The 20,614-nt window shown below is 46.6% G+C and carries 22 protein-coding genes and 1 pseudogene; 16 read left to right on the top strand and 7 right to left on the bottom strand.

Going from position 1 to position 20,614, the window contains the following annotated elements; genetic code table 11:
• Window positions 1-81 precede the first annotated feature (81 nt).
• Window positions 82-741 (bottom strand): cupin domain-containing protein, encoded by a 660-nt coding sequence (locus tag MJO46_RS15815; protein ID WP_253990148.1) that lies wholly within the window; start codon window positions 739-741, stop codon window positions 82-84.
• Between the two features lie 204 nt (window positions 742-945).
• On the opposite strand from MJO46_RS15815, the gene MJO46_RS15820 reads away from it, so the two are divergent.
• On the top strand, window positions 946-1,359 hold the full coding sequence (locus tag MJO46_RS15820; protein WP_253990149.1) for a GFA family protein: 414 nt from the start codon (window positions 946-948) through the stop codon (window positions 1,357-1,359).
• 35 nt (window positions 1,360-1,394) lie between these two features.
• Here the strand turns inward: MJO46_RS15820 and MJO46_RS15825 are convergent, their stop codons facing one another.
• On the bottom strand, window positions 1,395-1,856 hold the full coding sequence (locus tag MJO46_RS15825) for a DUF2390 domain-containing protein (protein ID WP_253990150.1): 462 nt from the start codon (window positions 1,854-1,856) through the stop codon (window positions 1,395-1,397).
• Window positions 1,857-1,897: 41 nt separating this feature from the next.
• Window positions 1,898-3,808 carry an ABC transporter ATP-binding protein gene (locus tag MJO46_RS15830; RefSeq protein ID WP_253990151.1) on the bottom strand — a complete coding sequence of 637 codons (1,911 nt, stop codon included), beginning with the start codon at window positions 3,806-3,808 and terminating at the stop codon, window positions 1,898-1,900.
• A gap of 251 nt (window positions 3,809-4,059) precedes the next feature.
• Between MJO46_RS15830 and MJO46_RS15835 the strand changes: the two genes are divergently transcribed.
• The 6 genes and pseudogenes from MJO46_RS15835 to dbpA all read left to right on the top strand — a co-directional run bounded on the left by MJO46_RS15835 (window position 4,060) and on the right by dbpA (window position 8,753).
• A complete protein-coding gene (locus MJO46_RS15835) occupies window positions 4,060-4,263 on the top strand; it encodes a YheV family putative zinc ribbon protein (protein WP_253990152.1) in 204 nt (67 codons plus the stop codon).
• Between the two features lie 167 nt (window positions 4,264-4,430).
• Window positions 4,431-4,700, top strand: coding sequence for a hypothetical protein (locus tag MJO46_RS15840; protein ID WP_198782377.1), 270 nt, complete (start codon window positions 4,431-4,433; stop codon window positions 4,698-4,700).
• A gap of 136 nt (window positions 4,701-4,836) precedes the next feature.
• Window positions 4,837-4,968, top strand: a pseudogene (locus MJO46_RS15845) (transposase); the annotation flags it as partial.
• Between the two features lie 198 nt (window positions 4,969-5,166).
• Entirely contained in the window at window positions 5,167-5,631 is a 465-nt protein-coding gene (locus MJO46_RS15850; protein WP_253990153.1) for a DUF2846 domain-containing protein, read from the top strand.
• A gap of 577 nt (window positions 5,632-6,208) precedes the next feature.
• Window positions 6,209-7,066: a pirin family protein gene (locus MJO46_RS15855; RefSeq protein WP_253990154.1), complete on the top strand. Its 858-nt coding sequence runs from the start codon at window positions 6,209-6,211 to the stop codon at window positions 7,064-7,066.
• A gap of 277 nt (window positions 7,067-7,343) precedes the next feature.
• Window positions 7,344-8,753 carry an ATP-dependent RNA helicase DbpA gene (gene dbpA, locus MJO46_RS15860; protein ID WP_253990155.1) on the top strand — a complete coding sequence of 470 codons (1,410 nt, stop codon included), beginning with the start codon at window positions 7,344-7,346 and terminating at the stop codon, window positions 8,751-8,753.
• 109 nt (window positions 8,754-8,862) lie between these two features.
• Here dbpA and MJO46_RS15865 read toward each other — a convergent pair whose 3' ends face one another.
• Complete coding sequence (locus tag MJO46_RS15865; RefSeq protein ID WP_253990156.1) at window positions 8,863-9,279, bottom strand: VOC family protein; 417 nt, start codon at window positions 9,277-9,279, stop codon at window positions 8,863-8,865.
• A 303-nt stretch (window positions 9,280-9,582) separates the two neighbouring features.
• Between MJO46_RS15865 and MJO46_RS15870 the strand changes: the two genes are divergently transcribed.
• The 4 genes from MJO46_RS15870 to MJO46_RS15885 are packed head-to-tail and all read left to right on the top strand — an operon-like array spanning window position 9,583 to window position 12,822.
• The gene (locus tag MJO46_RS15870; protein WP_253990157.1) at window positions 9,583-10,431 is read left to right on the top strand and encodes a MipA/OmpV family protein; all 849 of its coding nucleotides are present in this window, start codon (window positions 9,583-9,585) and stop codon (window positions 10,429-10,431) included.
• A gap of 9 nt (window positions 10,432-10,440) precedes the next feature.
• The gene (locus tag MJO46_RS15875) at window positions 10,441-10,824 is read left to right on the top strand and encodes a DUF3019 domain-containing protein (protein ID WP_253990158.1); all 384 of its coding nucleotides are present in this window, start codon (window positions 10,441-10,443) and stop codon (window positions 10,822-10,824) included.
• A gap of 1 nt (window position 10,825) precedes the next feature.
• Window positions 10,826-11,530, top strand: coding sequence for a response regulator transcription factor (locus MJO46_RS15880; RefSeq protein WP_253990159.1), 705 nt, complete (start codon window positions 10,826-10,828; stop codon window positions 11,528-11,530).
• Window positions 11,527-12,822, top strand: a complete 1,296-nt coding sequence (locus MJO46_RS15885; RefSeq protein ID WP_253990160.1) for an ATP-binding protein — start codon at window positions 11,527-11,529, stop codon at window positions 12,820-12,822. Before MJO46_RS15880 ends, MJO46_RS15885 begins: the two co-directional genes overlap by 4 nt.
• A 197-nt stretch (window positions 12,823-13,019) precedes the next feature.
• On the opposite strand, the gene MJO46_RS15890 is transcribed toward MJO46_RS15885, so the two are convergent.
• The 3 genes from MJO46_RS15890 to MJO46_RS15900 all read right to left on the bottom strand — a co-directional run bounded on the left by MJO46_RS15890 (window position 13,020) and on the right by MJO46_RS15900 (window position 15,536).
• A complete protein-coding gene (locus MJO46_RS15890; protein WP_253990161.1) occupies window positions 13,020-13,241 on the bottom strand; it encodes a hypothetical protein in 222 nt (73 codons plus the stop codon).
• A 141-nt stretch (window positions 13,242-13,382) separates the two neighbouring features.
• On the bottom strand, window positions 13,383-14,156 hold the full coding sequence (gene ompV / locus MJO46_RS15895) for an outer membrane protein OmpV (protein WP_253990162.1): 774 nt from the start codon (window positions 14,154-14,156) through the stop codon (window positions 13,383-13,385).
• A 339-nt stretch (window positions 14,157-14,495) separates the two neighbouring features.
• Complete coding sequence (locus tag MJO46_RS15900; RefSeq protein ID WP_198782381.1) at window positions 14,496-15,536, bottom strand: NADP(H)-dependent aldo-keto reductase; 1,041 nt, start codon at window positions 15,534-15,536, stop codon at window positions 14,496-14,498.
• Between the two features lie 453 nt (window positions 15,537-15,989).
• On the opposite strand from MJO46_RS15900, the gene MJO46_RS15905 reads away from it, so the two are divergent.
• Genes MJO46_RS15905 through nqrE form a run of 5 tightly spaced genes read left to right on the top strand, consistent with a single transcriptional unit; the run spans window position 15,990 to window position 20,611 of the window.
• Window positions 15,990-17,360 (top strand): Na(+)-translocating NADH-quinone reductase subunit A, encoded by a 1,371-nt coding sequence (locus MJO46_RS15905; RefSeq protein WP_253990163.1) that lies wholly within the window; start codon window positions 15,990-15,992, stop codon window positions 17,358-17,360.
• Complete coding sequence (locus tag MJO46_RS15910) at window positions 17,360-18,592, top strand: NADH:ubiquinone reductase (Na(+)-transporting) subunit B (RefSeq protein ID WP_253990164.1); 1,233 nt, start codon at window positions 17,360-17,362, stop codon at window positions 18,590-18,592. Before MJO46_RS15905 ends, MJO46_RS15910 begins: the two co-directional genes overlap by 1 nt.
• Window positions 18,582-19,376, top strand: coding sequence for a Na(+)-translocating NADH-quinone reductase subunit C (locus MJO46_RS15915; protein WP_253990165.1), 795 nt, complete (start codon window positions 18,582-18,584; stop codon window positions 19,374-19,376). The genes MJO46_RS15910 and MJO46_RS15915 overlap by 11 nt, the downstream gene beginning before the upstream one ends.
• Window positions 19,373-19,993, top strand: coding sequence for an NADH:ubiquinone reductase (Na(+)-transporting) subunit D (locus MJO46_RS15920; RefSeq protein WP_253990166.1), 621 nt, complete (start codon window positions 19,373-19,375; stop codon window positions 19,991-19,993). The genes MJO46_RS15915 and MJO46_RS15920 overlap by 4 nt, the downstream gene beginning before the upstream one ends.
• A 9-nt stretch (window positions 19,994-20,002) precedes the next feature.
• A complete protein-coding gene (gene nqrE / locus MJO46_RS15925) occupies window positions 20,003-20,611 on the top strand; it encodes an NADH:ubiquinone reductase (Na(+)-transporting) subunit E (protein ID WP_198782386.1) in 609 nt (202 codons plus the stop codon).
• Window positions 20,612-20,614: the final 3 nt, after the last annotated feature.

A 20,614-nucleotide genomic window follows, 5' to 3' on the forward strand; every position in this document is an offset into this window, starting at 1 on the left:
TGGATGAGCATAAATTGCTAAGCCGCAGGAGTGTGCTATCAACACTTGTGCGGCACAAAAGCGATTTGCTGCCGGATAGGGTTAAATCGTGCTGATGGGTAAATGGCCTGTTTTTACTAAGATAATGGTCTCCTCTTCGACAAAGGGAAAATGGCCGCTCATATGGGGACTGCGTATCCAAGTGTGGCGCGGATATTCTCCTAGCTCATCTTGAAACTTGCCCGATAACACCAAAATTTCTTCACCACCAAAATGCCTATGGGGTTGAAACTTTTCTCCCTTAGGCCATTTCACTAATGCGGTATGTTCGCGCTCGAACTCGTGTAACGGCATTACCTGTAAACCGCCAATACCGGGTAACCATGGCGTCTGTTGGGTGTTAATCCTGACCAGCTCAAGATCTCGCGAATTGAATTGATTGAGTTTTACAAAGATGACGCAGCCCTCTTGGCTAAAGGGCGCATGCTGACTCCCGGGTGGATGGCGAAGATAACTGCCCGCGGGATAATCACCGTTTTCATCGGAAAATATCCCTTCGAGCACAAAGATTTCTTCCCCTTGCGGATGCCCATGAGTCGCAAACTGGGAGCTCGGGTCATATTTCACTATGCTTGTAGTGTGTCCCGATTCTTTAGCCTCCCGCTCCAGTGGTTTGCGCCACACGCCTTGAGCAGGACTTGGCAACCATGGTTGTGACTCGGTATCGATAAAGATACGTTCACTAAAGTTCATATTAAGCATAGTGTTATACCTGATTTAACCTTTTCTAAGGATGATGATTTATGTGTAGCTTGCTCAGCCGCAGGGATAAAGTCGTTTTTTACTGCTGGCTTCGCCCACATAGAACCTATGTTCACTATATTACCACTGCCTGCATCGATGATCTTGTGGGTGACAGCTGTGGTGATTTATCGTATTAAGCTTTAAATCTGCTTTATGAGGTTGATGGGTATGTTTAAGATCTTGCGAGAGGGTGGCTGTTTATGTGGCGCCATTCGTTATCGGATTGAAGGGGAGCCCTTCGATGCCGATTATTGCCATTGTCGCATGTGCCAAAAGAGCATTGGTGCCGTGTTTGGTGCTTGGATGGATGTTAAGGTGCCGCAGGTGATTTGGCTAAGGGGGCAAGTGACTGAGTTTGCCTCCTCCGATAGTGTCAGGCGGGGATTTTGCCAGCAATGTGGCTGCTCACTCACCTACAGGCATACTCAATACCCAGACTATTTAACCTTAACGATTGCCAGCCTAGATAATCCGAGCAGTATTAAGCCGAATTACCATATTTATACCGATAATCAGGTGAGTTGGTTAATGATTGAGGATAACTGCAAACGCTATCCCCAAGGCCGCAGCACCTGACCTTGCGAGTGCGATATACCGCAAGAAGCATTGAGCTAAGGGGTGATCAGGCCAAGTTGCTGTACATCCCCTTCAGCCAGCCCAAATAAACTCAGATAACTCACTAGATTTGCCTGCTGACCTTTGGGCGATAGATTATTGATAGCATTCAAAATAATACGCTGGGCTTTACGCTCTATCATCAGTTCTACATCGAGCATTTGCTGATATTCGTCTTGGCTTAGGCTCGCTTTGGCAAGGCGACGAAGGCGGCGATAGGGAGTGAGGAATTTGTCATCCCATTCGCTCACGGCGGCCACTAATATTTGCCATTGCTCAACACTGTATTCCCTCGGACCCGCAACATCTAAGGTGATATCTAGGTAGTGTGCCAGCAGTAACAGATTCACATTGACTCGGCAGCTGTCCTGCAATTCGAGACACAGGGCCTTATTTTGCCCATAGCTCATATCACACCAATGCCAAATATGGCCGTCTAACTGAATGACATCCGACATACTATTTCCTTGTACGTTAGGCTTAGGGTGGAGATTATGGGTTACTGGGCCATAACCTCAAGTTCCATTGCATCGATTTCTTCTTGTAACTCAAGCCATTGCATTTCACTTTCTTCTAGAGTTTGCGTCAAACTGGTACGCTCATTGAGTACGGCCGTGAGTTTGGCTTTATTGTCTTGTTCATACAATTCACCATCGGCTAGCAAATGTTCTAGTTCGGCGAGGCGCTCACTGAGCTTTTGCTGATCGTTTTCAAGCTTGGCTTGCTTACGTTTAAGGGGTGACACTTTCTGGCGGATCTCCGCCTCTAGGCGCTTTTGCAGCTTCTTATCGGCAGCGGGCTTAGTGTCATCGCTATTATTGGGTTGACTTGCGCTGGCCTTGGCCGCGTCGAGCAGCCATTGATGGTAATCCTCAAGATCACCCTCGAAGGCACGTACTTCGCCTTGATCAACCAGATAGTAATCGCTACAGGTTAAGCGCAGTAAATGACGATCATGGGATACGATAACCATTGCGCCTTCAAAGGTTTGCAAGGCCATTGTCAGGGCATGGCGCATTTCTAGGTCTAAATGGTTGGTCGGTTCGTCGAGCAATAATAGGTTAGGGCGTTGCCACACTAACAGGGCGAGCACTAAACGGGCTTTCTCGCCGCCGGAAAAAGGCCGCACGGGAGAGAGCGCCATATCGCCATTAAAGCCAAAACCGCCTAAGAAGTTACGTAACTCCTGCTCGCGGGCATTAGGTGCAAGGCGCACTAAATGTTGCAGTGGCGTATCGTCTAAACGTAAAAATTCGATTTGGTGCTGGGCAAAGTAACCAATATTAAGGCCAGGATTAGGCTCATAGAGTCCTGTCATGGGGGACAGTTGGCCGGATAACAGTTTGATCAGTGTCGATTTACCCGCGCCATTTCGGCCAAGCAAACCAATACGGGCACCGGGCACTAAGTTTAAATGCACTTTACTCAGGATTTGCTTATCGCCATATCCCACAGCCACTTGTTCCATTTTTATCAATGGATTCGGCAGGGCTTCGGGTGGACGAAACTCCATATAAAAGGGGCTGTCGGCCTGGGACGGTAGCAACTCAGTCATGCGCTCCAGCGCTTTTAAGCGGCTCTGGGCTTGCTTAGCCTTACTCGCCTTGTAGCGGAAACGGTCAACGAAGGACTGCATATGCGCCCGTTCTTTTTGTTGACGTTCGAAGGCTACCTGTTGCTGTGACATGCGTTCGGCGCGAATACGTTCGAAGGCGCTGTAATTGCCTTTGTAGAAGTTGAGTTTTTGATTTTCAACATGGACGATTTCATCGACGATTTCATCGATAAAGTCCCTATCGTGGCTGATTAAAATCAAAGTGCCTTGATAGGATTTAATCCAACCTTCGAGCCAGTACATGGTATCTAAGTCTAAGTGGTTGGTGGGTTCGTCGAGGAGTAATAAGTCAGATCGGCACAGTAGCGCTTGGGCTAAATTGAGGCGCATCCGCCAACCCCCCGAAAAGCTCTTCACCGGATTGCTTTGCTCGGCTTCGCTAAAACCCAGACCCGCCAGCAGTGCACCCGCGCGGGCGCGAATAGCATAACCACCTATAGCATCGATTTTACCGTGCAAGGTCGCAATCGCATGGCCATCATTTTGTTCTTGAGCCATGTGTAAGTCGGCTTCTAACTGGCGATATTCTTTATCACCATCAAGCACATATTCTAAGGCAGATACGTCAAGTGCAGGTGTCTCCTGGGCAACGGTGGCGATTTGCCAGCCCGATGGCAGGCTAAACTCACCCTTGTCTAGGCTCAGGTGACCTAAAATTAATGCGAGCAATGAGGACTTACCTGTGCCGTTGGCACCGACTAACCCGACTTTATGACCGGGGTAAATCGTCAGAGAGGCTTCATCTAGCAGGGTTTTACTGCCACGGATTAATTGCGCTTGGTTGATGCTGATCATTAACTACAACTTGGTAAGAACGTGAATTCGTCAGGGCATGGATAATAGCCTACATGTCCATCGCAAACCATAGCTAGTGTCTTTATTAGTCAGGTAAATCCTTAACTGATGGTGCTGGCTTTCGGAGTTGACCTTAGGTTTTGCTGCAAATAGCTTGCCGTTAAGGTAAGGCTGGTAATCGATAGGGAGTGTGGCAAAATAGCGACAATTTTTATGATTTAGCCCCAAGAGCTAACGATTTGGTCCAAGGTATGACAACAACAAAAATCAAAAAGCGTTTCGTTGCAGGCGCAAAATGCCCAAAATGCGGTGCCAAAGACAGTATTCTACTGTTTAAAGAAAACGGTATCGAAACAGTAGAATGCACTGAGTGCGATTACCGCGAGCAGCAAACCGATGAAAAGGTCGCAGAAAAAGCCACAGGCGCAGTCATTGGGGTGTTTAAGCCTGACTAAATCGTGAATGTATAAACTGGTGGTGTAAGACTGCCTGTATCTTAGTCATTAGATGGTAATCGGCTATTGCAAAAAATCGATGTTCGGTATTTACTGCGCGCGGATATGAATCAATAGCTTATAAATAAGACTATTTTGAGTTAGTTAAAGTAAATAAGGAAATGACTATGTTTATGTTTCTTGGATGGCTAATTTTGGCAATTCTAGTGGGTGTATATGCGAACACCAAAGGTCGATCTGGATTGGGATTTTTCCTTCTTGCGGTCGTTTTTTCTCCACTTATAGGGTTTATCATTGCATTAGTTATTTCACCAGTAAAAGGAGTGATTGAAGCCAATGCCATTCAATCCGGTGATATGAAAAAATGTCCAGATTGCGCTGAATTAGTCAAAGCAGAAGCGAAGATTTGCAAACATTGTCGTGCAGAGCTTGCGTGATTTTTAAGGTTCTCTAAGAAAATTGACGTATAAAAAAGCTAGTTCTTGCTAGCTTTTTTGTTCTTAGGAAGAACTTAATGGGACGGTAGCTAATCTCCAACTATGCTTTGGTTAAGCATTAAACAAGGAGGTTTGTATGCCGCACCCTCGCAGAACCCAGATAAGTCTTGAATCCCTCTTTAAAATCAGTCCCTATTACCATTGCTGTAGCCGCGTTGTTCGGCGTGCATTTTTGTGTAGCGATGATGATTACTCAGGTAAAGATTTTCAGGAGCCTATAGACATAACCGTTAAAATAATCGCAGTCTCCAAAGACGGAGGTCGAAGCGAGCAACAATATTTAAAAGTAACTCACAATGGTGTGAAAAAGCGTTGGTGGCAATTGTGGTAGGTACAGCAGCGACGCTCACCGAGGTTCGCGCGCGTGCGCTCATAGTTAGTTTTTTGTAGAGTTGGAGCTTAGTATATGTTTAATAAGTTTATTTTTGCGCTAGGAATTATTGTGTCACTTACTGGTTGTAGTGCAACAGGACCTAAGTTTACTGAAACTGAAGATCCAGAGGTAAATAAGGCTAAAGTGTATTTTTATCGTCCTTGGGCTATGTTAGATGGCGCTGCAGCGCCTGTGGTGCAGATAAATGGCGTCGATAGTTTTGAGATAGGTAATGGTGGCTTCCACGTATTAGACCTTAATCCAGGCAATACAATAATTGCAGTTAAAGAGGGTGGCTTTATGTCCAACTGGCGTGCCGGGCCCTTACAGATATCTTTCGATGCACAAGCCAATAACACTTATTTTGTTCGCTTAACTGCGTCTCTTGATAACGCAGCTTATATTGGGGGCGTAGCCAGTATTTCTGGTAACTACTCGCTTGGATTGGTTAATCCAGAAACCGCCAAGCAAGAACTGCGTGAAACTAAGAAAAACTAACAAGGCAAGTCAGCATCGCACCTTCGGTGCTGGACTCGCTAACGCTCGCCGCAGCTTGCGGCGTTAAGCTATAGAAATTTTTATCCGAAACTCTTAATTTAGAGTTAAAATCCTAACTCATTTATGTCCCATCTTGAGATGACTAAATAGTTATATAGTGTGTGAATTGCCATTGAAGTACCTGTGACCGTTGGCGACATGGCCGCTCTTTCATATCCATGTGAACGCGGCATTTACACTTCCATGTGCTACAGATGTCGCCGTCGAGCCCTCACGGAAGAGTTTACGGCGTGTCACTGGGGAGACAATGGCAATTACCTCTGAACCGGTGATTGAACGTTATTCAGTTTTTCTTTCAAAATGCTTAAGTGATAAGTCTCGTTTAGCTAGCTAGAACGCCTTGTACTCAATCTTCAACTGTTCTATTTTTTCGAATGTTTAGGCCGTGATTTCGCGTTATTCTTTTGTAAATTTCCTTGTTATTCTGCTTCCATCAGCAAAGCGTTTGCATCTTGCATTAGCCGTATGATCTTGGCGTTTCACGTATCGCTTTACTTAACCTAATTGGAGAGCCGCAATGAAAGTATTACATCAGTTTTCCGCCAAAGCCGCGATGGATGGTGATGGGGTCAATATTCGCCGTGTCGCCGATTTTGTGACGACTAAATTTGATCCTTTCTTGATGATGGATGAGATTAAATCCGATGATGAACAGGACTTTATCGGTGGTTTTCCCGCTCATCCCCACCGTGGGATGGAAACCTTTACCTATATTCGTAAGGGCGGTTTTGAACATCGCGATCAAATGGGCAATGTCAAAGCCATTCGTGCTGGCGATGTGCAGTGGATGAGCACGGGTTACGGCGTAGTGCATTCCGAAATGCCACTGGCCGATGCTGTTGATGGTCTGCATGGGTTCCAAATTTGGGTCAATATGCCTGCCAAGGATAAACTGCGCCCAGCAACCTATCAGGATACGGCAGCGAGCCCAAGTGTTGAAACCAGTAACGACTCAGGCGCAACTCTAAAAGCCTTGGCGGGGGATTGGGCCTTTATTGGTCAGAGCGCGATAAGTGCCACAATTCAAGGATTAGCGGGTGAGGCGGCGATTGCCGACTTGATGATAAACGCGAATGGTGAAGCGCAGCTCGATTTATCCAAGCATGAGTTTGCCGCCCTCTATATTTACCAAGGTGGCTTGAGTAAAGGCGAAGGCTCACAGTGGTCATTCAATCATGGCGAGTTTTTAGTGCTCGATAGCCAAACGCCATTGCAGCTTAAGGCTGATGAGCGCGGTGCGGGAATGCTACTGTTTGTGGGTAAACCGATTCGCGAAAAAATCGTTCAAATGGGGCCGTTTGTGATGAACACCCAAGCGGAAATTCAGCAGGCGATCCGCGATTATCAAGAAGGGCGCTTTGGGCAAATTGCCTGATAGCCTAAAGAATGAAACTCCGTTCGCCCTGTGTACTCGATTGCGGGATGACAGGGCTATTGTTTTGGGTTGCAAAGAGGGAATGCTTACCTTAGTAGCGATTATTTAAGACTTAAGGCAAAAGCCTGCTTTTGTTGTTACAATAGCCAAGCTTTTAGATTGTGCTGACACAGGTGTTAAGCGCAACCTTAAGCCCACAAATACCCGTTTAATCGATAAGTAACGCAATTTCAGTAACCTAGCAGCCGCTTCGTTACCCACCACAGGATATTCACCTTTGAGCAACTCAGATACTAAGCCTACTCCATCACTGGCTTTTTCGACTCTTAAGCTAAAAACCGAATTGCTTGAGAACCTTTCTTCAATGGGCTACAACGAAATGACGCCAATTCAGGCGCAAAGTTTGCCGCCCATTCTGGCGGGTGAGGATGTGATTGGTCAGGGGAAAACCGGTTCGGGTAAAACGGCCGCCTTCGGTCTAGGTTTACTGAATAAGCTCGATGTAAAACGTTTTCGCATTCAAACCTTAGTCTTGTGTCCAACCCGTGAATTGGCCGACCAAGTGGCGCAGGAAATCCGCACTCTTGCCCGTGGTATTCATAACGTTAAAGTACTGACACTTTGCGGTGGTGTGCCTATGGGGCCACAGGTGGGCTCGCTCGAACATGGCGCGCATATTATTGTCGGAACGCCGGGGCGTATTGTCGATCACTTAGATCGCAATCGATTAGATTTAAGCAACCTTAACATGTTAGTGCTCGATGAAGCCGATCGCATGTTAGAAATGGGCTTCCAACCCGCCTTGGATGCAATTATTGAGCAGGCCCCGCGTGAGCGCCAAACACTGCTATTTAGCGCGACGTTCCCCGAGCAAATTCAATCTATTGCTCAGCAAATCATGTATAACCCCACCATGGTTAAGGCGGCGGTTACCCATGAAAAAAACACCATCGAACAACACTTCTATCAGCTCGATGACGATAAAGCGCGCATGCAAGCGCTGCAATTATTGCTCCTAGAACATAAGCCTGAAAGCGCCGTAGTATTTTGTAATACCAAGCGCGAAACCCAAAAAGTGGCCGATGAACTTGAAGGTTTAGGTTTTAGCGTATTGGCTCTGCACGGCGATTTAGAGCAAAGAGACAGGGACGAAACCCTGTTGCAATTTGCCAATAAGAGCGCCTGTGTGCTGGTGGCGACCGATGTGGCCGCCCGTGGTTTAGATATCGACGCGCTCGATGCCGTGTTTAACTATCACGTTGCCTACGATACCGAAGTGCATATTCACCGCGTGGGTCGCACGGGGCGCGCTGGCAGTAAAGGCGCCGCTTATACCTTCTATAATGACCAAGACGGTTACAAAATTGCCTTATTAGAAGAGTATTTAGATCGCGAAATCACCAGCGAATCACTGCCATCCGAAAGCCTGCTCGGTAATACACCAGCCGCGCCAACCATGATCACTTTGCAGATCGATGGCGGTAAAAAAGAGAAACTTCGCCCCGGCGATATCTTAGGCGCACTAACGGGCGAAAATGGTATCGAAGGTTCACAGGTCGGTAAAATCCAAGTTACCGATTATCGCGCCTATGTGGCGGTTAATCGTAAGGTGGCTAAAAAAGCCCTCAGTAAACTCACTAGCGGCCGCATTAAAGGTAAGTCTTACCGCGCATGGCCGATGAAGTAAGCCCATTAAGTTATAGGTTAAGATAGCTTGTCGCTACGAATGCCACTCATCTAAGATGTGTGGCATTTTTTATATCATTCAAAGAAAAGAGTTTAGAACTTCGCCACAGTTATCTTTTTGCCATGGGATGATTTGGGTTAAGTTGCAGCAGATCCCAGCGATTGCCATAGAGATCTTCAAAAACGGCAACAGTGCCATAATCCTGCTCCTGTGGCTCGCGAATAAAGCGGATCCCAATGGACTGCATATAGTGATAATCGCGCCAAAAATCATCGGTATTTAAGAATAAAAACACCCGTCCTCCGGCCTGATTGCCGATAAATGCTTCCTGCTCGGGTTTGGAGGCTTTGGCTAATAGTAGGGCCGTACCATGGGTATTGGGCGGCGCAACCACGACCCAGCGTTTATCTTGCTCGGGTTGATAGGAGTCCTCAATCAACTCGAATTTGAGTTTATTGACATAAAAATCAATCGCCTCATCGTAATCTCTTACCACGAGTGCAATATGAACAATATTCTGTTTCATCTTTGTTTCTCAACGTTGAGCCTTAATCGTTGAGGCTATAGTAGCAAGGTGGTCGGGTAATGTATCGATATGCGCTCAAAGGAAGAATGGTGTGAATGAAAGAAATACAGATCAATTAGTTGCAAGATACTTCCTCAGACCGCGTTGGTTTAGTTAGCATCCTCTTATGCAGAATAATGGCATTAGATGCACTTTTTACCTAAAAAATCAGCTAAATGGTTATCGAAATACCCCTAAAGCCCACACGTTCTAACAAACTGTTGTAATATGTAGCGCAAAATAACGATTAAAAATGTGAATTAAATGGGCATGCATATTCATTGGCTTCTTATATTAATACTGAGCATTCTTCCCGGTACCGTTGTCGCATCAGATATTGCTAGTAGCGTGAATGGCGGCGCAAATCGCTTCGATGACGGAGGTGATTTTGAGCTGGGTATGAGTGTTTATGGGGTCAATCAAGTTGATGTCCGACAAGCAGAAGGCGGTACTGCGCAGTTATCACTGTTGGTCAGTGGCATGTATCAGTATAAAGGGTTGTTTATTGAGATGATTCACCAATCTCAGGATGGTGTGAATCTTGGCGTTAATCTTTGGAACTCAGAACATTGGTCCTTAGAACTGTTACTGGCGAACTTACAGGGCTCATGGGCTCGTCCGTCGGATGTGGACCCCAGCACGCTCGATGAAGCGGGTCGCAATGCTTATCTATTATCGGAAGATTCGCTTTATATTGGCGCTGGTTTTCGTGCCACGCGTTATTGGGATGATAACTACGTTTTCCAATACAGATTAGTGTCTGATTATTATGATGATCAAGGGATTCAGAGTTCTGCCAGATTAGGTAAGTCTTGGCAGGTTCGTAACTGGAATTTTCACGTATTGGGGAGCGTTGGCTATTCCTCTGCCACTTTGAATCGTTATCTTTTTGGTGTTAGTAAGGAAGAAGCAACCGAACGTTTTCCCGAATATCGTCCGAGTAGCTCTTTTAACTACGGTATGGAGCTAGGCGTTGCTTATCCTCTCAGTGAGAATGTTGTTTTTCGAGCCATGTATCGCTTAAACCTGTTGTCCAAAGAAGTGACCGATAGTCCCTTTAATCAAGCTGGCTATACATCGTACTTTAATGCCTCTATCAGTTATGTGTTTTAGGGAGGGGGCATGAAGCGATTCTATCTATGGCTAGTGTTACTGAATGCTCCTTTTTTTGCTTTGGGTCAAGACGATTCGGTGATGTTTACAGCAACCCCTGAACGTTGTATTGCACTACATAAAGGGCAAACCTGCTATCAAGATGTGCTTTTTCGATGGCAAACACCGGCGAGTGGCGAGTATTGCCTTATCCTGGCAGACAGCCAGCACCAGCTAACCTGTTGGAGCGGAAACTCGTTACAGGAATACCAATATAGTTTTGAAGGGAATAAAACGGCGACCTTTATTCTAACCCGTAATGATGACGTGCAACCGCTCGCCCAAGTCAAAGTGGTGGTCACTTGGGTTTATAAGGCCCCTAAACAGAGTCAATCAGGTTGGAGGTTATTCTAATATGTCAGTTGAAAAGCACATTTTAGTGGTCGAAGACGATATCTCGCTGGCAGAGTGGATTAGCGATTATTTACTGGATCATGGCTATAGTGTGACGGTCGCTAGCCAAGGTGATTTTGCCTTAGAGATGATTGCAGAAGAAACACCGGACTTAGTATTACTCGATGTGATGATGCCCGTTAAAAATGGTTTTGATGTGTGTAAGGAGGCGAGGGCGTTTTATTCTGGGCCGATTTTATTTATGACGGCGTGTGTCGAAGATGGGGATGAGATCCGTGGATTAGATGTAGGGGCAGATGATTATCTCACTAAACCTATTCGACCACAGGTGCTGTTAGCGCGGATAAAAGCCCTGTTACGCCGCGTGGGGGACGAAGAACAAAAACAGCTGTTAGTGTTTGATTCTCTGGTTCTCAATGCCACAGCCAAATCGGTCACTATTGATAAACAGCCGCTGGATTTAAACGCCAATGAGTTTGATGTTTTGTGGCTACTGGCACTCAAGGCGGGCACAATTGTCAGTCGCAATGAGTTAGTGACTCAGCTGCGAGGTTTTGAATACGATGGCTTGGATAGGTCGGTGGATATTCGTATATCGCGTTTACGCAAAAAATTGCAGGAAGCCTCAAGCCTATCCTATAAAGTGAAAACCATCCGTGGCAAGGGGTATCTTTTTTGTCGCGATGAGGCTGAGCACCTTTTATGAAGAAGTTAATCACTTCTCTGGTGTTGGTCGTCTTGGTTTCTATTGCAAGCCTAGGTTGGTCTATAAGTGAGTTTGCCAGCCTGCTAGATCCTGATAATGACACGCAAACTCCTGCAACTCACCTAGCGGCATTAAAGCTGCTGGGAGGCACTTTGGCTAGAACGCTAGATGAGGATAGTGCCAGTCAAAATGGCTTTATAGAAAATTGGAACCAGCTAAATTCAGAGCAACTATCTTTGATGAGTGAAGCCGATTTTGTCTTACCCTCAGGGTTGAAAACAGAGTTTTATGCAGAAAAATCATTGTTGCTCGAGTCTGATGATGGCATCTCCTTGCATTATTTACTGCCTAAAACGCGGCAGGTATTAAATATCAATACCGATATTGTCACGCCGGCCGATGTCAGCTTTGACTTGAATAAGCTATACACCATGCTTTTCTATGGAGGTTTGGTGGTGATTTTATTGGTTTGGGTATCTCCTTTAATCCGCCAGCTGGTTAATCTTAGCAAAGTGACTCAAGCGTTTGGTATGGGGGATTTACAACAGCGAATTCCTGTCCAAAAAACGTCGTACATAGGCACAATTGAAAACGAATTCAACCGTATGGCTGATCGCATTCAGCAATTAATCGATGATAACAAATTACTCAGTCGGGCCGTTTCTCACGATTTAAAAACCCCGATAGCGCGGCTCCGATTCGGTATAGAGGCATTGGAGGAAACCCAAAACGAACAGCTTAGAGTCAAGTATTTCCAGCGCTTGAACCGCGATTTGGACACGATGGAAGACTTGGTGATGACATTGCTGAGTTATGCCCGTCTCGATGAGGCGAATATCGAGCCAGATTGGCAGTCGATTGAGCTAAATACATGGTTGCTTGCCACATACCAAGGCCAAGAATACCCCGGTTTTTCGGTTGAATTGGTTACTTATCCCACATCACTTGTCATCAAAACGGATCCCAAGTATTTATCCATGCAAGTGAATAATTTACTCAGTAATGCACTGCGTTTTGGTAAATCGAAGATCCGGCTGAGCTTAGCTGTAGAACAGGGCACTACTTGGTTACATGTTGACGATGATGGGCCGGGGATTGATGAACATGAATCCGCTCAAGTGATTAAACCTTTTATACGTGGTCAACATAGCCGGGGCAATTCCGGCCATGGTATGGGGTTGGCAATTGTCGATAGAATTGGCTGTTGGATGGGCACACCATTATGTATTGGACGCTCTGCTGATCTCGGTGGTGCTCGCATGTCACTAAAGTTTACGCTTCAGAATCGATAACTTAGCAGAATTCGCACATGGGGGATGCCGGATGGGAATTAAAGTGCACCAGCTAGCATATAAACTGATGCACTTTGGGTGACAATTAACTTTTTATGTCGACATTGTTCAGTATGTAATCCGTGTCGTAGACACGTGAATGGGTATTTTCTGGCTTGCTTTGTAAACCCGCGACTTCAACCATGACAGAGGTCTTCTTATTCACCGTCGACGCCCCACTGAATATCCTTATTTGCGGTTGCACCTACGCCAAATTGGTCCACGGTGCCAAGATCTGTTTGCTCGCGAGTACAAGATAAGTAGCGATAACCCGCTTGTCTGCACACCTTAGCTGATTTACGTATAACGTATTTTCGAGCCAATGCACGGTCTGTGTTGGTATTGCCAACAACACTTATCTGCCAGCTATTGGGCACCATTTGTACGGTTTCAAATTCCTTCCCGAAAGATCAAAATTGCTTTTCGGTATCTATAGAAAGTGGCGCAAGCTTAAAGCATCAGCACTAATTCTTCACATAAAAATTTCCGATATATATCATAATGTTGTATCTTGATGTTGCTTAGAAACTATAGCTAATACCAAGGTATGTCGCCAACTGGTTACGACTGCCGATTAGCGGAGAATTGGCCATATTGGCACTTATGAGTGAGTAACCTGTGGCTTGTGTAATGTCTAAATGCTGAGTGACAGGCATGACCAAGGTGTAACCTAGTTTATAGGCGAAGGTGCCGTCTGCCTGATATGCAGGGCGCTGCGCAGTTGCTTCGGATGACTTTACACCTGTGTAGTAGTTGGCAAAGTCTTCACTAAAGTAATGTACACCGGCATAGGGCACGAGATCCCCAAAGCCCAGATTGATGGGATGGTAATAGGTAATATCTGCCTGAAAACCATTATAAACATTTGTCACATCGTGTTGGAATTTGGTTGAGAGTGTACCAGCACCTAAATGAATGTCGGCGTTTAACCCTAAATCGCCGCTGAATTTGCGATCCTTCATGCCAGTTAAAATATCGGCATCATCGGCATTAAAACCTGGATTGGCAACTACAAAAGCACTGAAATTGATGGCACTATCGTTAGTGCCTAAAATGCGATAGTTAATACCGGATAGATCGGCATTGAAGTCTTCACCGTGGTAGCCGCCATTGAGGTAGGCACGCGTTTGGTGATCTTGTCCCTTATAAAACTGGCTGCCAGTAACGACACCAACACCTGCAAAAAACTGATTTTCATGACTATAAATATTACCGTTACGAATGTAGGTATTGCTTTCTGCAAACGCATGAGTGGAGAGCAAAATACTTGTGATGACAAAGCAAAGTTTTTTCATTTTCTATCCTTAAAATATCTGTCTAGTGACTGTGGGGTCACTATATTTCAGTTCTTAAAAGGACTTTGTATCCGAATGTAACCTAGGCTTTTTGGTCCTAGAGGTACCGTTTAAGATTGCGTTGAGGGTTCTGCTTGGGAGATTTTTGGAGGTTCATGCAGCAGTGTTGCGCTGAGTCAGCAATAGCGGAATAAGGTTCGTGCTTTTCCATTAAGCTATAACCAGATAGAGACTACGAGAAAAGGGGTGAATAATGGCCTTGAGCTTATTTAAATAAAATCAATAGCATCAGGTGCATTTGCCCGGTGCTATTGATCCAACATTTAAACCGCTGATCGACTAAGGGCAGGGTAATCTAAATTGATCGGACAGTTCGTTTAATCGCGCTAACAACTCAGGCGATAGCGTGACTTTTAGGCTGTCGATATTCTCTTTCAACTGATATAAATCCGTGGCGCCTATGATGTTTGAACCGACAAATTTACGTGAGTTAACAAAGGCTAAGGCCATTTGCGCCGGCGTGAGTTTGAACTCACGGGCTAAATCCACATAAGCAGCCGTGGCATCGAGAGCCATTTGCGAGCCTGTATAGCGGGCGAAGCGTTTAAACAGGGTTAAGCGCGCACCTTCAGGCCATTGGCCATTGCAATATTTGCCCGTTAAGGCGCCAAAGGCTAAAGGCGAGTAAGCGAGCAGCGGCAATTCTTCCCGGTGGCTGATTTCACTCATGCCCACTTCAAAGCTGCGATTGAGCAAGTTATAGGGATTTTGCACACTCACAATCCGCGGCAAGCCATGTTTTTCAGCCAGTTGCAGATACTTCATCAAGCCCCATGGGGTTTCGTTCGACACGCCGATATAGCGCACTTTACCCTGGCGAATAACTTCGGCAAGGGCTTCAAGGGTTTCGAGGATCGGGGTGTGATGCTCAATTTCTTGCTCGTCGTAAAAAAGTTCGCCGAAGAAATTGGTATTACGATCAGGCCAATGGAGTTGATAGAGATCGATAGTATCGATTTGTAGCCGCTCGAGTGAGGCATCGACCGCTTGGTGGATATTGTTCCAGTCCAGCGCCATATTCTTGCGAATATAATCACTCTTGCCCCCCGGGGCGGCAATTTTAGTGGCGATCACTAGGTCATCGCGATTACCACGGGCCTTGATATATTGGCCTAGGATCCGCTCCGTCTCTCCTTGGGTTTCCGGCTTAGGCGGCACAGGATACATTTCTGCCGTATCAATAAAATTAATGCCATTACCTATGGCGTAATCCAGTTGGGCAAACGCCTCTGCTTGGGTATTTTGTTCGCCCCAAGTCATAGTGCCCAAACAGATTTTGCTGACCTCGAGATTAGAATGCGGTATGCGTCTGTATTCCATCTATTTCTCCTACGAAAACCTTCTTAGTTCGAGGCTATCAAGCTTTTGCGGTAAAGCAAAGGTTAAAGCATGTGGCTAAATGCTACTGCGTGAAAAACAACCAATGGACAAGGGCCATATTGCACCATGTTGACGCGCATGGCAGGTTGAATTTTATACGCCAAGTGGTCTTTTTAGCACTTATGTCGCTAACAATTCCCCAAACCTGGATTTTTGCTTATTTTCGATGATCTTAGGCACGGCTAAGCCGTGGAAAACAATTTATGAATAAATTGTTATTAAACTACATTTATCGATTAGCGTGCCTGAGCAAGTGAATCAGCATCACAAAATTGCGTGAAATTTTGTATCTAACTTACGAATTTGCCGCGGAATGTGACGCCAATATCGGAATATCTGTTAACAAACCACTACCCTAAATTTATCTAAAAATTTTCATGGTTGATATTTGTGATGGCAGATCTTTCAAACCAAATTATCACGATCAAAAAAGGCCTCAACTTGCCTATTGCGGGTGAGCCTAGGCAGATCATCGAACCCGGTAACAGGCCATCCCAAGTGGCACTGCTCGGCGAGGAGTATGTTGGCTTAAAACCGACTATGTTGGTTGAAGTGGGCGACAAGGTCAAAAAAGGCCAACCTTTGTTTGAGGATAAAAAAACTAAAGGTGTGTTATTTACGGCCCCCGCCAGCGGCGAAATCGTGGCGATAAACCGCGGTGAGCGCCGGGTATTGCAGTCTGTGGTGATCCGCTGTGATGGCTTAGACGCCGATGAGCAGATCCGTTTCGATATCCACGACGATGTGCAGGCGCTTTCTGCCGATGTGGTTAAAGCGCAACTGGTGCAGAGCGGTTTGTGGACCGCGCTTCGCACTCGCCCGTTCTCTAGGGTACCTGAGCTTGACACACAACCTGCGGCAATTTTTGTGACGGCAATGGATACCAATCCATTGGCAGCAGATCCTCGGTTGATTATTGCCGAGCAAACCGATGCCTTTAAGCTTGGGCTACAAGTGTTGACTCGCTTAACCGAAGGTCAGGTTTACCTCTGCCAAGATAAGGGTGAAGCCCTAGTTGGTACCGATTTACCTAAGGTTGAAGTGCGCCGTTTTGCGGGCGTACACCCTGCCGGATTAGTGGGCACCCATATTCATTTCACTCTACCCGTTAGCATTGAGCGTCAGGTGTGGCATATCGGTTATCAGGACGTGATTGCCTATGGCAAATTATTCCAAACCGGTGAGTTATATACCGACCGTATCGTTGCCTTGGGCGGCCCCAGCGTGCTCAATCCGCGTTTACTGCGCACTCAGCTTGGCGCTCAGTTAAGCACGCTCGTGGCGGACGAGATTAAACCCGGCCATAACCGTGTGGTGTCTGGCTCAGTATTATCCGGCCATACCGCTACTGATGTGCATGATTTTTTAGGGCGTTTTCATAACCAAGTGTCGGTGCTCGCCGAAGATGCGCAGCACCATGTATTGCCTTGGGTACGGGGTGGTTCGGATAAATTTTCCATTACTCGTACTGTGACGTCCCGTTTATTTGGTATGACTAAGTCCTTTGAATTTACTACGCATCAAGGCGGCTCTCAGCGCGCCATGATGGCCTTTGGTCAGCTCGATCGCGTAATGCCGCTGGATATTTTACCCACCTTGTTAGTTCGAGATTTAGTGGTGCGAGATACCGATGAGGCGCAGGCCTTAGGCGCATTGGAGCTAGATGAAGAAGATTTAGCACTCTGTACCTTTGTGTGCCCCGGCAAATATGACTTTGGTAAAGAACTACGTGCCTGTCTAGATGTTATCGAGAGGGAAGGTTAATGACGACACAACCTAAAAAACCTGATTTACAGGAAGCCCCAGATTTGCAGCAAGAGTATTACGCCACAGGCAAATCCATGAAGGGCTTTGTGCGCTCATTGGTGATCGCCAGTGGCCGCAGCACTAAGGGCAAAGTACACGTACGTGATGCCATTGACGTTAAACGTACCATGACCTTAGTGGGCCTGTGTTTATTGCCCGCCATTTTATTTGGCTTATATAACGTAGGCTTACAGGCTCAACTTGCCCTAGCGGGTGGATTAACGACACCGGACACTTGGAAGCTGGCGCTGTTTAACGCCTTAAGCGGCGGCTTAACAGCAGAGACTGGCGTGATTGGCCTGTTCCTCTATGGCTTAAGTTTTTATTTGCCGATTTACCTCACGGCATTGCTCACCAGTTTATTTTGGGAAGTGGTGTTTGCGCGGGTGCGTGGCCAAGAGTTGCACGAAGGCTTCTTCGTTACCGCACTGCTATTTACCTTAATCTTACCCGTTTCAATTCCGCTCTGGCTGGTGGTCATGGGAATTAGTTTTGGGGTTGTGGTGGCCAAAGAGCTGTTTGGTGGTATGGGGTATAACTTCCTCAACCCTGCACTGGCGGGCCTTGCCTTTATCTATTTTGCCTATCCATCCGAAGTCACCACAGTTAAGCAGTTAGTGGCGGTTGATGGATTTTCCGGGGCAACGGCGCTGGCACAAGCGGCGGCGGGCAAGCTTGAGTTTGCCGATTACGCTTGGTATAGCGCCTTTAGCGATCCTAACTGGTGGAATAACTTCTTCGGCTTTACCGTGGGTGCCATTGGTGAAACCAGCACGCTGGCGGTATTGCTGGGTGGTTTGTTGCTGATCCTGACTCGCCTAGCCGATTGGCGCATTGTGGTCGGCGTTATGCTAGGCATGATAGCCACTGCCACTTTATGTAATGTTATCGGCTCAAGCACTAACCAAATGATGGCAATGCCTTGGACATGGCATTTAGTCACAGGTGGTTTTGCTATCGCGATGATGTTTATGGCGACCGATCCCGTGACGACCTCCTACACTCGCCCGGGCAAATTTGCCTACGGCGCGCTGATTGGTTTTATGACAGTGCTTATCCGTGTGGCGAACCCCAAAATGCCCGAGGGCGTAATGTTAGCGATTCTGTTTGCCAACCTGTGGGCACCGCTGTTCGATTATCTGGTGGCCCGTGCCAACATCAAACGGAGATTAAAACGTCATGGTCTTTAAGAAAGATACTGTGGTGGGGACTATGGTCTTCACCATTACGCTCTGCCTTTTGTGCTCCTTTATGATCACCGGCACCGCGGGCGTATTAAAAGAGCGCAAACTTGCGAAAAAGCGGGATGAATTGCAGCGCTATGTGTTGATGGCGGCCGATGTAGAACTTGGTCAAGGCAATGAGTTTAGAGAGATTTTTGCTAAATCCGTTAAGCCATTATTGATCAATCTCGACACAGGTAAAGTGGATTCAGATGCCAATGTACTCGACTTTGATGAGCGTATGGCGGCGATTAACCCTGAAACCTCAAGTACTCCGAAAAAGGATATCGCTAAGATTAAAACCCGTGCCAACGATGCCCGTGTATTTAAAATTTTAGATGCCGACGGTAAGTTAGTTAGCGTGGTCGTGCCCTTCTATGGTAAAGGGCTATGGTCGATGATCTATGGCTATGTTGCCGTTGAACCTGACTTTAACACCATCAAAGGGTTAGTGGTGTACGAACATGGTGAAACCCCTGGTATTGGCGACTTTGTGACTGATCCACAATGGTTATCCCTGTGGAAGGGTAAGCAACTCTTTGATGAAAACGGTAAGTTTGCTATGCGCCTCGTTAAAGGCGGTGCCAAAGAGGGTGATATTCACGGGGTTGATGCTGTGAGTGGCGCGACCATGACAGGCCGCGGCGTACAGCGGGCAATGGAGTTTTGGTTTGGCGTTGAAGGCTTTCAAACCTTCTTCAACCAGTTAAAGGCGCCAGCAGTGCAAGGTGAGTTGGGAGGTGCAAAATGAGCAACACTTTATCCATGCGTGACATGCTAACTGGGCCAGTGTTTGCCAATAACCCGGTCGCGATGCAAGTGCTGGGGGTCTGTTCGGCGCTGGCGGTCAGTAACTCAATGCAAACCGCGGTGGTGATGACACTAGCAGTGACCTTTGTGTTGGTGTTCTCTAACCTGATTATCTCCATGATCCGCAACTTAATCCCAAACAGTGTGCGGATTATCGCCCAGATGACAGTGATTGCCTCCTTAGTGATTATCGTCGATATGGTATTGCAGGATGTAGCCTATGAGTTATCTAAGCAACTTTCTGTATTTGTTGGCTTAATTATCACTAACTGCATCATTATGGGCCGCGCCGAAGCCTTTGCCATGAAGTATCCACCGCACTTAGCGGTTGTTGATGCCGTGGGTAACGCGACCGGATATGGCTTGATTTTGATCAGTGTGGCCTTTGTACGTGAGCTGTTAGGAACGGGCAATTTATTTGGCCATAGCGTGTTTACCACTATTGAAAATGGCGGCTGGTACCTACCGAACGAGATGTTCAAGTTACCACCGAGCGCCTTCTTCCTGATTGGCGTGCTGATCTGGACCATCAATGTGATCCAGCGTAAACGGGGTTAAGGAGCAGATATGGAACACTATATAAATCTATTTTTGCAGGCCACTTTTATCGACAACATGGCGCTGTCGTTCTTCCTCGGCATGTGTACCTTTTTAGCCGTGTCTAAAAAGGTGTCCACCGCCTTTGGTTTAGGTGTGGCTGTGGTAGTAGTGATGACCTTAGCCGTGCCGTTAAACCAGCTGATCTATGTGAAGGTTCTGGCACCGGGTGCTTTATCTTGGGCAGGATTAGCGACTATTGATTTAAGTTATCTGCAGCTGATTACTTTTATCGGTGTGATTGCGGCCTTAGTGCAAATCCTTGAGATGTTTTTGGATAAGTACATTCCAAGCCTGTATGACTCGCTGGGGATCTTCCTGCCACTGCTCACCGTAAACTGCGCAATTTTTGCGGGGGTGATCTTCATGGCGAACCGTGATTATAACTTTGCCGAATCGGCGGTGTTTGCTATGGGCTCGGGTCTTGGCTGGGCGGTGGCTATTGTGCTGCTAGCGGGACTGCGCGAAAGAATGAAATTCAACGCCATTCCCGAAGGCTTACAAGGTATAGGTATCACCTTTATTACCACAGGCTTGATGGCGCTAGGCTTTATGTCTTTCTCGGGCATCTCGCTGTAACGA

This window comes from Shewanella sp. KJ2020 (genome assembly GCF_024197625.1).
Classification (GTDB): Bacteria; Pseudomonadota; Gammaproteobacteria; order Enterobacterales; family Shewanellaceae; genus Shewanella.

Coding starts and splice junctions, on each gene's coding strand:
- MJO46_RS15815 (WP_253990148.1), bottom strand. CDS start 741: ATGCTTAATATGAACTTTAGTGAACGTATCTTTATCGATACCGAGTCA.
- MJO46_RS15820 (WP_253990149.1), top strand. CDS start 946: ATGGGTATGTTTAAGATCTTGCGAGAGGGTGGCTGTTTATGTGGCGCC.
- MJO46_RS15825 (WP_253990150.1), bottom strand. CDS start 1,856: ATGTCGGATGTCATTCAGTTAGACGGCCATATTTGGCATTGGTGTGAT.
- MJO46_RS15830 (WP_253990151.1), bottom strand. CDS start 3,808: ATGATCAGCATCAACCAAGCGCAATTAATCCGTGGCAGTAAAACCCTG.
- MJO46_RS15835 (WP_253990152.1), top strand. CDS start 4,060: ATGACAACAACAAAAATCAAAAAGCGTTTCGTTGCAGGCGCAAAATGC.
- MJO46_RS15840 (WP_198782377.1), top strand. CDS start 4,431: ATGTTTATGTTTCTTGGATGGCTAATTTTGGCAATTCTAGTGGGTGTA.
- MJO46_RS15850 (WP_253990153.1), top strand. CDS start 5,167: ATGTTTAATAAGTTTATTTTTGCGCTAGGAATTATTGTGTCACTTACT.
- MJO46_RS15855 (WP_253990154.1), top strand. CDS start 6,209: ATGAAAGTATTACATCAGTTTTCCGCCAAAGCCGCGATGGATGGTGAT.
- MJO46_RS15865 (WP_253990156.1), bottom strand. CDS start 9,279: ATGAAACAGAATATTGTTCATATTGCACTCGTGGTAAGAGATTACGAT.
- MJO46_RS15870 (WP_253990157.1), top strand. CDS start 9,583: ATGGGCATGCATATTCATTGGCTTCTTATATTAATACTGAGCATTCTT.
- MJO46_RS15875 (WP_253990158.1), top strand. CDS start 10,441: ATGAAGCGATTCTATCTATGGCTAGTGTTACTGAATGCTCCTTTTTTT.
- MJO46_RS15880 (WP_253990159.1), top strand. CDS start 10,826: ATGTCAGTTGAAAAGCACATTTTAGTGGTCGAAGACGATATCTCGCTG.
- MJO46_RS15885 (WP_253990160.1), top strand. CDS start 11,527: ATGAAGAAGTTAATCACTTCTCTGGTGTTGGTCGTCTTGGTTTCTATT.
- MJO46_RS15890 (WP_253990161.1), bottom strand. CDS start 13,241: ATGGTGCCCAATAGCTGGCAGATAAGTGTTGTTGGCAATACCAACACA.
- ompV (WP_253990162.1), bottom strand. CDS start 14,156: ATGAAAAAACTTTGCTTTGTCATCACAAGTATTTTGCTCTCCACTCAT.
- MJO46_RS15900 (WP_198782381.1), bottom strand. CDS start 15,536: ATGGAATACAGACGCATACCGCATTCTAATCTCGAGGTCAGCAAAATC.
- MJO46_RS15905 (WP_253990163.1), top strand. CDS start 15,990: ATGGCAGATCTTTCAAACCAAATTATCACGATCAAAAAAGGCCTCAAC.
- MJO46_RS15910 (WP_253990164.1), top strand. CDS start 17,360: ATGACGACACAACCTAAAAAACCTGATTTACAGGAAGCCCCAGATTTG.
- MJO46_RS15915 (WP_253990165.1), top strand. CDS start 18,582: ATGGTCTTTAAGAAAGATACTGTGGTGGGGACTATGGTCTTCACCATT.
- MJO46_RS15920 (WP_253990166.1), top strand. CDS start 19,373: ATGAGCAACACTTTATCCATGCGTGACATGCTAACTGGGCCAGTGTTT.
- nqrE (WP_198782386.1), top strand. CDS start 20,003: ATGGAACACTATATAAATCTATTTTTGCAGGCCACTTTTATCGACAAC.